Source organism: Vibrio ouci, from assembly GCF_004551525.1.
Classification (GTDB): Bacteria; Pseudomonadota; Gammaproteobacteria; order Enterobacterales; family Vibrionaceae; genus Vibrio; species Vibrio ouci.
The window spans coordinates 18,941-32,154 of record NZ_SATR01000004.1 but is presented as its reverse complement, the minus strand read 5'-3'; the positions used below and the strand labels follow the sequence as shown (position 1 = coordinate 32,154).

Annotated in this window: 11 protein-coding genes and 4 tRNA genes; 13 read left to right on the top strand and 2 right to left on the bottom strand. The window is 45.5% G+C overall.

Translation table 11 applies throughout. From position 1 onward, the window contains the following. Positions 1-52: 52 nt before the first annotated feature. From pgsA to ELS82_RS04145, 7 genes are all read left to right on the top strand, one after another. A complete protein-coding gene (gene pgsA, locus ELS82_RS04175; RefSeq protein WP_134834339.1) occupies positions 53-610 on the top strand; it encodes a CDP-diacylglycerol--glycerol-3-phosphate 3-phosphatidyltransferase in 558 nt (185 codons plus the stop codon). A 236-nt stretch (positions 611-846) separates the two neighbouring features. Further along, positions 847-920 (top strand) — tRNA-Cys (locus tag ELS82_RS04170). A 3-nt stretch (positions 921-923) separates the two neighbouring features. Beyond that, a tRNA-Gly gene (locus ELS82_RS04165) sits at positions 924-999 on the top strand. An 84-nt stretch (positions 1,000-1,083) separates the two neighbouring features. Next, a tRNA-Leu gene (locus ELS82_RS04160) sits at positions 1,084-1,170 on the top strand. Positions 1,171-1,200: 30 nt separating this feature from the next. Next, positions 1,201-1,276: transfer RNA gene (locus ELS82_RS04155), tRNA-Gly, on the top strand. A 244-nt stretch (positions 1,277-1,520) separates the two neighbouring features. After that, positions 1,521-2,012 carry a hypothetical protein gene (locus ELS82_RS04150; RefSeq protein ID WP_167489229.1) on the top strand — a complete coding sequence of 164 codons (492 nt, stop codon included), beginning with the start codon at positions 1,521-1,523 and terminating at the stop codon, positions 2,010-2,012. Between the two features lie 62 nt (positions 2,013-2,074). Next, the gene (locus ELS82_RS04145) at positions 2,075-3,502 is read left to right on the top strand and encodes a sensor domain-containing diguanylate cyclase (RefSeq protein ID WP_134834479.1); all 1,428 of its coding nucleotides are present in this window, start codon (positions 2,075-2,077) and stop codon (positions 3,500-3,502) included. Between the two features lie 32 nt (positions 3,503-3,534). Here ELS82_RS04145 and ELS82_RS04140 read toward each other — a convergent pair whose 3' ends face one another. Next, the gene (locus ELS82_RS04140; protein ID WP_134834337.1) at positions 3,535-4,614 is read right to left on the bottom strand and encodes a PQQ-dependent sugar dehydrogenase; all 1,080 of its coding nucleotides are present in this window, start codon (positions 4,612-4,614) and stop codon (positions 3,535-3,537) included. A 226-nt stretch (positions 4,615-4,840) separates the two neighbouring features. On the opposite strand from ELS82_RS04140, the gene ELS82_RS04135 reads away from it, so the two are divergent. The 5 genes from ELS82_RS04135 (at position 4,841) to ELS82_RS04115 (ending at position 11,483) form a co-directional block, all read left to right on the top strand. Next, positions 4,841-5,629, top strand: a complete 789-nt coding sequence (locus tag ELS82_RS04135; RefSeq protein ID WP_134834336.1) for a TetR/AcrR family transcriptional regulator — start codon at positions 4,841-4,843, stop codon at positions 5,627-5,629. 177 nt (positions 5,630-5,806) lie between these two features. Next, entirely contained in the window at positions 5,807-8,203 is a 2,397-nt protein-coding gene (locus ELS82_RS04130; protein WP_134834335.1) for an efflux RND transporter permease subunit, read from the top strand. A gap of 12 nt (positions 8,204-8,215) precedes the next feature. Continuing rightward, positions 8,216-9,010, top strand: coding sequence for an outer membrane lipoprotein-sorting protein (locus ELS82_RS04125; RefSeq protein ID WP_134834334.1), 795 nt, complete (start codon positions 8,216-8,218; stop codon positions 9,008-9,010). 7 nt (positions 9,011-9,017) lie between these two features. Beyond that, complete coding sequence (locus tag ELS82_RS04120; protein ID WP_134834333.1) at positions 9,018-10,199, top strand: hypothetical protein; 1,182 nt, start codon at positions 9,018-9,020, stop codon at positions 10,197-10,199. A gap of 177 nt (positions 10,200-10,376) precedes the next feature. Then, the gene (locus ELS82_RS04115; protein WP_134834332.1) at positions 10,377-11,483 is read left to right on the top strand and encodes a GGDEF domain-containing protein; all 1,107 of its coding nucleotides are present in this window, start codon (positions 10,377-10,379) and stop codon (positions 11,481-11,483) included. Here ELS82_RS04115 and ELS82_RS04110 read toward each other — a convergent pair. Beyond that, on the bottom strand, positions 11,480-11,962 hold the full coding sequence (locus tag ELS82_RS04110; RefSeq protein WP_134834331.1) for a GNAT family N-acetyltransferase: 483 nt from the start codon (positions 11,960-11,962) through the stop codon (positions 11,480-11,482). The genes ELS82_RS04115 and ELS82_RS04110 overlap by 4 nt on opposite strands. Before the next feature lie 255 nt (positions 11,963-12,217). Between ELS82_RS04110 and pheS the strand changes: the two genes are divergently transcribed. After that, the gene (gene pheS, locus ELS82_RS04105; RefSeq protein ID WP_004413586.1) at positions 12,218-13,201 is read left to right on the top strand and encodes a phenylalanine--tRNA ligase subunit alpha; all 984 of its coding nucleotides are present in this window, start codon (positions 12,218-12,220) and stop codon (positions 13,199-13,201) included. Positions 13,202-13,214: the final 13 nt, after the last annotated feature.

The window sequence follows — 13,214 nt, the reverse complement described above, 5'->3', positions numbered from 1 at the left end:
GTTTGAAGTACCAAATAGAGCAATACGCAAACAAAAAGAGCCTTAATAAAATATGCGTTTAAATATCCCCAATATACTGTCTTTGTTGCGACTATTCTTGATACCAGTCTTTGTCGTTGTTTTTTATCTTCCTTATAGCTGGTCTCCTTTTGCCGCAGCAATGGTGTTCTGGGTAGCAGGCTTTACTGATTGGCTTGATGGCATGTTGGCTCGTAAGTTAGGCCAAACCTCCCGTTTTGGTGCATTTATTGACCCAGTGGCGGATAAAGTCCTAGTCGCCACAGCGCTAATTTTGATTACTGAACACTACCACAGCATTTGGATAACTATTCCAGCCGTGACGATGATTGCTCGTGAAATCATCATTTCAGCCTTAAGAGAATGGATGGCTGAGATAGGTAAACGTGCGAGCGTTGCCGTTTCTTGGGTAGGTAAGGTAAAGACAGTCAGTCAAATGTTTGCGCTTTGGGTACTAATCTGGCGCTATGACGACTGGATGATTTGGGTTGGTTATGCAGCTCTCTATATAGCAACGATTTTGACTTACTGGTCTATGGCGCAGTATTTAATGGCTGCCAAAGACGATTTGCTCGACGAAGAACATCATTAAAAAAAAGCGGACGACAGTCCGCTTTTTTTTATCTCAATCACCAAATAGTTCACTTAAGTCAGCAGTTTTAAACTGTTATTTGCTAGAAAACTCATCTATTTGGGCGATTTTGGACGTTAAATAGACAAACGATTCAAAAAACAAAAAATAGTGTTGACTCATTAGTTCGAATCCGTAGAATGCATCCCGTACCCAAGAGGAATGCAGCGAGAAGCGGTTCTGATTGGTGTTGTGAAGGCGTGTTGGCAGAGTGGCTATGCAGCGGATTGCAAATCCGTGGACCTCGGTTCGACTCCGGGACGCGCCTCCATTTGCGACACTAGCTCAGTTGGTAGAGCGCAACCTTGCCAAGGTTGAGGTCACGAGTTCGAACCTCGTGTGTCGCTCCAAATTTTTGGATAGCGAAATATAGTTCGATATCAAGATGGTGTTTTACTTTATTCAGTAAAGGCATCGCAAATTTAGATTTGTGTGCCCTGGTGGTGGAATTGGTAGACACAAGGGATTTAAAATCCCTCGGCGTTCGCGCTGTGCCGGTTCAAGTCCGGCCCGGGGCACCATCTAACGCTAATTTAATTAGCAAACAATATGCGACACTAGCTCAGTTGGTAGAGCGCAACCTTGCCAAGGTTGAGGTCACGAGTTCGAACCTCGTGTGTCGCTCCAAATTTTAAAACCCCAGCAGAAATGCTGGGGTTTTTTCGTTTCTGGCATTTTTCTTCAATGGAATTAGTGCTTAACGTCTAATCCTTAATGAGTATTGCCTCGCTTATGCCCGTTTAGACCGATTTTTGTTCATACTTTTTAGTGATTTTATTTTTAAATCAAATAAAATGACCAAAATATATAATGAGGATGACACAAATCAGTGAGGTAAATGTGTATGAGTAGACCCAAAGGATTGCTGGCAATGTGTCTATTCGTCACTGCTTTGATTGTCCTACCAGTAAAAGCCGAATCGATTGCTTCTTTTCCTAAAGATTTTTTAGATTGGCCTGTGGTCAAAGAGTCCGCTAGTTTACCCGCCGATGCGGTTTTACCCCCGGATACCTCTCTATTTATTCAAGAGTCCGTAAGAGCTTACAGTTGGATTAATAACGGACAGGGATCTCCGTTAACGATTCGGGTGAATCCTAACAAGTTAGCCGAATACCAAACGCATGGCCCATACAGCGACGGGCCGACCGCTGTCGCAGTGTCAGAAGCACAGGGTATTGTGTGGGTAACGGAGCATATTGGTGGAGAAGCTGTGTATGGCAGCTACAATCGCCAAGGTGAGGATATCAGCCATCAGCACCCAACCTTGCAGCCGACCTTTTGTCAAAGCTGCCATACCACCTATAAAGATATCTGTATCAATGGAACATGCACTGAGCCTGTTCTAGAGATGTACAGTGAGTGATTACTTTCTTGAAGCTCCGAAAGTTACCTAAAAGGCTTGTGAAGAAGCTATCGATCAATCAAATGTTGGTCGTATCGCATCTTCTTTTGGTGCTAATTCTCATATCGGGTTTTAGCTATACTCGCTATCAGAGCGAGTGGAACAGGCACGTCGAGTATTCTGCCAGTTTAGCTAAGCTCACGCTTGCGCCGCATATTTCGTTTATTTCCACTTCTGTTGCTGGTATCAATTATGCCAATTTGACCATGCCCGCGACCAAAGACTTGTTTGCATCGATTGATGACTTAGAGTTTCTTGATATTACGGGCACGTCCGACTATTCCGCACAGACCATGCACATCAGTTACTTTAAGCGCTTAGAGTACTTGTGGCGAGCGGATGTTAGCCAAGAGGAACTGCACAAGCTAGAGAGTAAGCTCTCGGACTTAAAAGCGCAGATTGAGGCAACAGATCCTGCAAATGCGGTTCGACATAAAAAGCTTAAATTCATTCAAAATAGGGTCAAGCGCGAATATGAAGCGGTTGCAGAAAGCATTTTTGTGTCGGAGAACATCTATATTCCTTGGCAAAAGTCGCCAGTGAACAATGAAAGCTATTACTTGGATGAAGAGCTTTGTACCTTGAATGTTGTATTGCCGCTGAGAAATAAAAATGGTGGTGAGGTATGGGCGGTTTTTGATGCAAGCGAACTTACCGCCTTACAACATTCTCTGGTTGAAGAGATCATTGCTGAGGCGATAGTTGCACTGGCTATTTCTCTGGTATTGATTGGTTGGGTCTCTCATTGGATTGTCTCTCCACTTAAGTCATTGGCTAATCACATGCGTTCCGACAACACCAGTGAAAATCTCAATACACTAAACGAATTGGATCGAAGTGATGAAATTGGTCAGTTGGCGCGTGCTTATCAAGGGCTACTGAAAAAATTGGATCACCAGCTTAATATCCTTCGTACTCGGTCGGATACCGATCCATTGACGGGCCTAGGTTCACGTTACAAATATTCACGCACCGCGATTCCATTTTTAAAGCACCACCTTTCCAAGGGGCAATATGTTGGCCTGATTGTTTGCGATGTCGATAATTTTAAGGCGTTCAACGACGTATACGGCCACACGGAAGGGGACAATGCCCTGTCGTTGATTGGGTCAAAAATCAATGAACTTGCAAGGGATAACGATCTGGCGTTCCGTTATGGCGGCGAAGAGTTTGTTCTTCTTTGTGCTCGACCTGAAATGAATCAGTTGATCAACTTTACCGAGCGGTTAAGAAAAGAGATTGAAGGCTTAAACGTCACGCATGAAGGCAATCAGCCCTATGGCACAGTGACGATCACCTTAGGCGGCTCTGTGGCCACGCTACAAGACATCAACGAATACTTCATCACCCATAGAGAGTTGCAAGAGTCGATGTTTAATGTCGCTGATAAAGCCCTTTATGTTGGTAAGCAGAACGGGCGAAACCAAGCGACATGGTCGGGTAGCAACTGATACGTCAAGTTAGCGCTAGCGGCTAATATCGATTACTGGCTACTTGTTAAGCGATAGATCTTGCCGCTGTCGGTACTGAATATAATCTCACCATTTGGCAGAGCTTCTATATCTCGGATTCGCTCACCTAACTGCTCTAATATTCGCAGCTCGGATATCACTTCACTGCCTTGCAAGGTAAGAATATTGATATGTGTGAGCTTCAAAGCACCCGCAAGTAGCTTTCCATCCAGTTGAGGGTGCTTATCTCCTCGATAAAGAATCAACGATCCCGGAGCAATTGAAGGAACATACACCTTCTTCGGCGAGTTTATGCCTTCTTTCTCTTGCGCTTCACCAACCTTTATTGGTCCCCAGTACTCCTTACCATGTGATGTTATCGGCCAGCCGTAGTTTGCACCTTTCTCAATTAAGTTGATTTCATCACCGCCTCTTGGACCGTGCTCAATCGACCACAGTTGATTCTTTGCTTTATCAAAAAATAGCCCTTGAGGATTACGGTGGCCATAACTCCATATCTCAGCTCTAGCATTACTATTGGAAACAAATGGGTTGTCGGCGACCGGCTGACCTTCTGGAGTGACGCGTAAAATCGTTCCTGAATGGGTTGCTAAGTTCTGTCCATTACTGCGCTCTCCGCGATCCCCGACGCTAAAATAGAGTGATTGATTATCGAAGGTAATGCGACTGCCAAAATGGCGTCCACCGTCTGAACCAGAGTGAGTCGTGAGCAAATCTTGCCAATCGGATAATTGATCTTGATTGAATTTGGCTGCGCTTAGGGTCGTTTCTATTGCATTGCCAACTTGCTTAGCGTAGGTAAAATAGATCTGCTGATGATCAAAAGGAGATTGGGCGATATCGAGCAGTCCTCCTTGCCCAGAAACACGAACATTAGGGTGTGTTCCGATGGCAGTGTATTTGTTATTGCTAAGGTTAAGTAAGCCAACAGTGCCGTTTTTTTCACTGACCATCACGCGGTTGTTACCAACGTAACTCAAGCCCCACGGTACGTTCAGCCCCTCAGCTAATAGCTCACCATTCCAGTTGCTCGCATGGGTAGCGAACGAGGCCATTAGTGCTATCACCAACAAATAGACCCTATGCTTCATCTTTCATTCCTTTTAAACACCTTCATGCACAAAGAGTAGCATTAGTGAGAATCTATAGCTGTCATAAATGTTTCTTATAAATTTACTTGAATTGATCAATCTATGCGCTATTATGACGAAGTGTCAAAAATGACGATGCGTCATAAAAGTGTTTTATCACGCTTTCGTTATTCGTGTTACAATTAAAAAAGTTAAGGAGTAACGGATAGATACGGATTGGTAGATCATGTTTGGCTTTGGCTGTAGTAAAAATGACAAAAAAGAAGGCCCTAGTTGCAGTTTTGGACGTTCTAAAAAGCAGCAGGCAATTGCAGATAGAGAAGTTGAGCTGACCCTTCTTGCCAAATCTTTGGTACAGGAGCAGGGTTGGAATAACTTAACTATGGATAAGTTGACTGCGGCGAGTGCGTACTCGAAAGGGACTATCTATAACCATTTTTGTAGCAAAGAAGATGTGATTGTTGCCCTGTGCATCCACTCATTGAAGAGTGAAGGTGTGCTGTTTGCAAGGGCGGCGGAATTTGAAGGTAATACTCGTGAAAAAGTGATGGCGATGCACGTAGGCTATCGTATTTATGCTCGTATGGAGCCGATATTGTCTACCTGCGCGATCATGGCTAAAACCCCATGGGTATTAGAAAAAGCGTCACCCGAGCGCGTTAAAGCACTAAATGAACTAGAAGAAGAAGTGATTGGAAATGCCGATCGACTAGTGAATTTCGCTGTAGAGCAGGGGGATTTGAAATTCTCCCCTGGTATTGGTTCTGATGCAATCGTGTTTGCCAATTGGTCGATTGCCTTTGGTTCTAACGCCTTAACGCAAAACGCTTCAAACAGCCACTGTATTAAACGTATTCAGGATCCGTTCTCTGTACTACATAACGCGAATATGCTGTTGGATGGTCTTAACTGGAAACCACTTTCTAGTGAGTGGGATTACAGAAAGTCATGGCAACGAGTCGAGCAAGAACTGTTTGCTCAAGAGATTGAGTATCTCGACTCGGTCGGAAGATAACAAACACTCGATTAAGAGCCCATTAGGGCTTTTCAATTAGATGTTAGTGACGAATCGTCAATAAATGACTCTTGAACTTAGGTTCAGTAATTCATTGTGAGTTTTATTACTTAAATACCAGCACTTGCTGGTTTTTAAATAATAACTTTTGACGAAACGTCACAAACGGAGAGTGTGATGAATACCAGACAAACAAGCTCAAAACAGCCCCCTAATTGGCTAACGATGCCCACTCGCTTAAGTTGGTGGGTACTGCTACTAACCATGCTGATGGTGATTGCAGCAACAATCGGTGGAAAAAACCTCTATTTCAGAGGTGATTACAACATCTTCTTTGATGGCGAAAATGCTCAGCTACGAGCGTTTGATGAAATTCAAACTACCTTCGCCAAGTCAGATAACCTCGCAATTGTTATTGCACCTAAAAGCGGTAATGTTTTCGAGCCAAAAACCTTAACGCTTATCCAGCGTCTTACTCAAGATGCTTGGCAAGTCCCATATTCCAGCCGTGTTGATTCGTTAGCAAACTACCAACATACCGAAGCGACCGAAGACGATCTGATTGTCGAAGATCTATTGCTCGACGAATATAGTCTTACGCCTGAACGCATCGCCAAAGTGAAACAGATCGCGCTCTCTGAGCCAGTGATCAAGCATTCAATGATTTCAGAAAAAGGTGATGTGTCAGTCGTGAACATTACCGTGCAACTGCCTGAGGTTGATGAAACCGCGGAAGTTCTCGAAGTGGTGGCGGCGGTGAATCAAATGATTGCTCAGTATCAAGTTGAGCACCCTGACGTAGAATTCCATAAAGCAGGGATCATTGCGATGAACCATGCGTTTATGGTTGCTGCGCAAGATGATAGCTCGACTTTGGTTCCGACTATGTTACTGGTCATCTTACTGTTCTTAACCTTGATGTTGCGCTCAGTGCTCAGCGTGGTGGCGACACTTGTCGTTATTATCGGCTCTGTGGCGGCGACCATGGGACTCTCTGGCTGGGCAGGCATGTTTCTTAGCACCGCAACAGTTAACATCCCAACCTTGGTGATGACATTAGCTGTCGCCGACTGTGTCCATGTGATTGCGACCATGCGCCAGAATATGAAGCTTGGCCACAGTAAACGCTACGCGATAGATCAAAGTGTCAGCGTTAACTTTATGCCTATCGTCATTACCTCAATCACCACGGCGATTGGCTTTTTGATGATGAATATGTCCGACTCTCCGGTATTGCGAGATTTCGGTAATCTGGCCGCCCTTGGTGTGATGATCGCCTGCCTGCTTTCATTATCTATGCTGCCAGCGATGCTTAGAATCTTGCCGATTAAAGTCAACGCGGTTGACGCACACAACCCAGAGCCAAGTGACGTTATGGACAAGCTTGGCGACTGGGTGGTGAGAAACAGAAAAGTGTTGCTGCCTGTCTCTGCAGTAGTGATCGCTGTCTCTGCAAGCTTGTTACCGCTTAATAAAATCAATGATGAATCAGTCAAGTATTTTGATTCTCGTAGCGAGTTTCGCCGAGCCGCTGATTTTATGGAAGAGCGCATCAGTGGCATGAGCAATATCAATATCGTCGTCAAAAGCGATGAGTCTCAAGGTATCGCGGATCCTACCTATTTGCAGACTATTGGCGATTTTTCCAAGTGGCTGCGTGAGCAACCAGAAACTGACCATGTGGCGACGTTATCGGACGTGTATAAGCGTTTGAACAAAAACATGCATGGCGATGAGAACAGCTACTACACCTTGCCATTGGATCGAGAGTTAGCCGCGCAATACCTGCTACTGTATGAAATGTCTCTGCCTTATGGACTGGATCTGAACAACCAAATCAATGTCGATAAGTCTTCAATCAAGATGGTCGCAACCGTAGCGAATCTTGGCAGCGTCGAGATGGTCGATCTTGAGAACCGTATCTACGCTTGGTTTAACCAGCATGCACCTCAGTACCAAGTCGTCGCATCGAGTCCAACCCTAATGTTTGCTCACATTGGCGAAACCAACATGGCAAGTATGTTGGCGACTCTACCTATCACCTTGATCTTAATTTCTGCATTGATGATCTTCTCGCTACGCTCACTAAGGCTCGGCATCATCAGTGTGGTACCTAACATGGCGCCGGCAGTTATCGGCTTTGGTCTGTGGGCACTGTTCTCCGGTGAAATCAACCTTGGTCTATCGGTGGTGGTGACTCTCACGCTGGGGATTGTCGTGGATGATTCGGTGCACTTCCTCTCTAAATATCAGCGAGCACGTAAGCAAGGGCAAAACGCAGAACAAGCGGTTCGTTACGCTTTCCATACCGTAGGTCGTGCATTGTGGATTACCACTGTTGTGCTAGTTGCGGGCTTCTCGGTGTTGGCGATGTCGAGCTTTAGACTTAACGCCGATATGGGCCAGCTCAGCGCGATCGTTATCTTTATTGCCTTAGTGGTTGATTTCGTTTTCCTACCAGCGCTGCTGATGAAGTTCGATACCGCGAGCTATAGCCAAGACGAGCCGCAGACCGCTAACGCAACAACTAATTCAGCAACAACTTCTCCAGCAACGACGCAATTACAAAGTTAAAAGGATGTCTCGATGAAAGTAAAAAGCAGCTCAATAATCAAAACCATCGCGCTAACGGCTTTGTTCGCTCTTAGCAGCCAAAGTTTTGCATCTCCAGAGAAAGGACTGGAGATCGCCAAAGAACGTAAAGCACGTGATGAAGGGTGGGGTGATTCAGTTGCGACCATGCAGATGATCTTAAAAAATGCGCAAGGTGAAAGCAGCACCCGAGAAATGCGTTTGAAGTCGTTTGAGGTCGCTAATGATGGCGATAAGGGACTGACCATTTTTGATCAGCCGCGCGATGTGAAAGGAACCGCTTTTCTCAATCATTCGCACAGCGTTGAAGCGGATGATCAGTGGCTTTACCTGCCGGCTCTAAAACGCGTTAAACGTATCTCATCGCGCAATAAGTCTGGCCCGTTTATGGGCAGTGAATTCGCTTACGAAGATCTTAGCTCGTTTGAGCTCGAAAAATACACCTTTAACCATTTAGGCAATCAGGACTTTAATGGCGTCTCAACTTATTTATTAGAGCAAACGCCAACGGATAAAAACTCCGGCTACACCAAGCAACTGGTCTGGTTGGACACTGAGCATTATCGCCCCCTTCAGGTCGAGTTTTATGACCGTAAAGGCACATTGCTCAAAACGCTCAAGTTCGATGACTACAAACAGTATCTCGATAAGTATTGGCGCGCTCATACGATGGCAATGGTCAACCACCAAACCGGTAAAAGTACCTTGCTGACGACGAGCCTGTTGGATTTCCAAACAGGACTGCGTGAGAAAGATTTCGAGAAAAACGTCCTTAAACGTGTGAAGTAGAGGTGGTATGAAATCAGTCATCAATCTAGCTGGTCGGTTAACGGCCAGCGCATTGCTTACCTCTGTGGCGTTACAATGTCATGCAGTTGAGTTGTCGGGGCAAATTAATGCAGAGCATCGCCAATTTGCCAGCCACGGATTACAGGGGCAAGATAAAGGGCAAAGTTCGATAGTATTTCAGCCTGAATTGTATTGGCAGTGGGGTGAATCGTCCGATTTTACCTTTACGCCGTTTTATCGTTTAGATAGCTTAGATGAAGAGCGCAGCCACGGTGATATTCGCGAAGCGCTATACCTCACCTATTGGGACGACTACGAGCTGCGTGCGGGTATCGGCAAGGTCTTTTGGGGCGTAACTGAGTCAGCTCACCTTGTCGATGTCGTCAACCAAACCGACGCCATTGAGTCGGTCGATGGCGAAGATAAGCTTGGTCAGCCGATGGTGCATTTCACCTCTATCAAGGAGTGGGGCACTGTTGATGCGATGATCTTGCCTTATTTCAGAGAGCGCACCTTTGCAGGTGTTGATGGTCGATTGAGGCCGACCGTTCCGGTATCAAATGATGCGGTTTATGAATCCTCACGTGAAGAAAAACACATCGACTACGCCGTTCGCTACTCACAAATGTTTGGGGATTGGGATTTAGGTTTTAGCTATTTCCAAGGCACCAATCGGGATCCTTATTATCAAATCCATGGCAATGAGCTAAAGCCTTACTACGCACAAGCCAAGCAAGTTGGGATTGATATTCAAGGTATCGTCGGTGATTGGCTGTGGAAAATAGAAAGCATTTATCGCGACAGCTTTGACAATCATACGGGTGTCGTTGGCGGCTTTGAATACACCATAGTCGGGGCGTTCGACATGGTATGGGATATCGGGCTGATAGCGGAATATTTGTATGACAGTCGTGGCAACAACGCCCAATCTGTTGGCCAGAACGATCTTTTTGCTGGCACTCGATTGGCTTTAAATGATGAAGACAGTACTGAGATTTTGTTTGGCATCAGTCAGGACTTAGACAACAGTGATGTATACAGCGCAAAACTGGAGGCATCAAGTCGATTAACCAATCATCTCTCTTGGACGGTTAATGGTTGGTTGTTTGAAAATGATACGCCGGACGATCTGCTTTATTTCGCGCGAAAAGATGACTTTATCGAGTTTTCGTTGCAGTACTACTTTTGATAAAACGTGATGCGTGACATCGATTCCAAATATAGGGGGCTGATCTAGCTCCCTTTTTTGTTTGTTGCCCCTTAGATTTGTCTGCTAAATATGTAAAATCCCCATAATGATAAAGGTAATTATAAACTGCTAGACTTAATGAATAGTTCTAGCGGGAACATCTAAAGGTATTGGTCAATGAAGTCATTTGAATGGGATAGCTGCTACGAAACAGGTATTCACGACGTGGATGAACAGCATCAGTATCTTGTCGGGATCATCAATCGTTACGGGGCGTTAATCGCAGAGAACAATATTTCTTTGCATGACATTCGTATGGCTCTGTTTGAGTTGTCTCGTTACGCTGAATTTCACTTCAAGGAAGAAGAGGCACTGATGCGCAGTGTCGGTTTGTATGAGAAGCATATTGAAGGGCATATTAAGATCCACCGCGCTTTTATGGCGGACATCATCAGTATGCAGGCCTTCATTAGTGAAGAAAACAAGAAGGCATCTGAGCATTTATTAAATTTCTTAATTCATTGGTTGGCCTACCACATTTTGGGCATCGACCAGAATATGTCCCGTCAGGTAGCGCAGATAGAGTCTGGGGTTGATCCCAAGATTGCGTGGGAAGCGGAAGAGAAAAAACAAGACAGTTCGACGGAGCCTTTACTTAAAGCACTGAGCGGATTGTTTGATCAAGTCTCAGAGCGAAACAAGGAGCTGCTTGAACTCAACCAGAGTCTTGAAGATAAAGTCTTAGAGCGAACCAAGCAGTTATCGCGTGTCAATAAACAGCTTGAAGAGCTGACCTTAACCGATTCTTTAACCAAATTGCCTAACCGCCGCTGCGCGATTCGTAAACTGAAAGCATACTGGCAGGAGTCGGCGGAAAATGATGAGCCGTTGGTGTGCATCATGATTGACGTTGATTACTTTAAGCAGGTCAATGACACGGCGGGCCATGACGCAGGTGACAGATTACTGATTGAGCTTGCGCAAACTCTCGCGGATTCATTCCGCAGTGATGACTTGGTATGTCGTCTCGGGGGGGATGAGTTCTTTGTTATATGTCCTAACACGGAATTAGAAGGTGGGGTACATATTGCTGAGCGTGTCCGTCACAAAGTGAATCAAATGCTGGTGCCGGTTGGCGAAAGTGTTTGGCGTGGCAGCATTAGTGTCGGAGTCGGGGAGCGCAAGCCTGAGATGGCAGACTTTAACGATCTGATCAAAGCCGCTGATAACGCAGTTTATAAAGCGAAATCAGCAGGTCGAAATCGAGTTGAGAGAGAAAGTTAAAGCTGCTTTAACATCCATACATCACATTTACCATGCTCTGTGCCATCGAGCGCTTTATCGAGATGCTCAAAGCCAAGCTTCTCATAGAGCTTGATGGCCGAAGTCATAGAAGAAAGCGTGTCTAGATAGCAGGCGTTAAACCCTTGTGCTGCTGCAAATGATAGGCACTGTTCACTCAATGTTTTGCCTAAGCCTAATCCGCGGCTTTCTGGTAATAAAAATAGCTTTTTCAGCTCACAAACTTGCTCTGAGTTATTGAACGGGGCAAGTCCACAACCGCCAACAATTTTGCCATCTAACGTCGCGACTAAGTAAAGGCTCTTAGTGTCAGCGATATAATGCTCGCTCATGGCATCGACTTCAGGATCGGAAGGTCCAAACCCCTCGCCAACAGCGCCAAATTCAGCCCCCACAGCTTTAATGATGGCGCGGATTTTTGCGTCCTGCTCGCGGCGAATTGGCTCTATCAAAACGGTCATATTAAATCCTTATAATGCAGCTTAGTGATTAAATAACTGGGTGCTAAAAGGCTTTTTATCAAGCGCTCAGCCGAAATTTTACCCAAAGGCAGTAAATAGCGTGATTTCAATTTGGATTTGACCCTGTCATTCGTTACTATGTACAGCTATTTATAGACCCAAGATCCCTGTCGGGTAATCGCAGTTTGCGCTTCACCCAGAATGGACACTACCACTTATGCCTATTGCATGTAGGTGTAGGTAGATGAGGAAACGATGCAACATCTAGAAGAGATCATTGCTAACGCGAACGCCGCTATTGAAGCTGCAGATTCGTTAGTTGCACTTGATGAAGTGCGTGTTCAGTATCTAGGTAAGAAAGGTGAGCTAACGGCTCAGCTTCAAAGCCTAGGTAAACTACCACCAGAAGAGCGCCGTGAAGCTGGTCAAGAGATCAACAAAGCGAAAGGCGTTGTTCAGCAAGCGATCGCAGCTCGTAAAGATGCACTACAACGTGCAGAGCTAGAAGCGAAGCTAGCCGCTGAAACAATCGACGTGACTCTACCAGGTCGTCGTATCGAGAACGGTGGTCTACACCCTGTGACTCGTACTGTTGAGCGTATTGAACAGTTCTTTGGTGAGCTAGGCTTTAACACTGAGTCTGGTCCTGAGATTGAAGATGCATTCCACAACTTTGATGCACTAAACATCGCAGAAGATCACCCAGCGCGTACTGACCACGACACGTTCTTCTTTAACCCAGATCTAATGCTACGTACTCACACGTCTGGCGTTCAGATCCGTACGATGGAAAATGGCAAACCACCATTCCGCTTCATCGCACCGGGCCGTGTTTACCGTAACGACTACGACCAAACGCACACGCCAATGTTCCACCAAGTGGAAGGCATGCTAGTAGACGAGAACGTAAACTTCGCACAGCTTAAAGGCATCCTGCACGACTTCCTATGTAACTTCTTTGAAGAAGAAGTTGAAGTTCGTTTCCGTCCTTCTTACTTCCCATTCACTGAGCCTTCAGCTGAAGTAGACGTGAAAGGTAAAAACGGCAAGTGGCTTGAAGTTCTAGGTTGTGGCATGGTTCACCCGAACGTACTTCGCAGCGTAGGCATCGATCCTGAGAAATACTCTGGTTTCGCATTTGGTATGGGCGTTGAGCGTCTAACTATGCTTCGTTACGGCGTAAACGATCTTCGTGCGTTCTTCGAGAACGACCTTCGTTTCCTAAAACAGTTCAAGTAATCCAGGGGATACA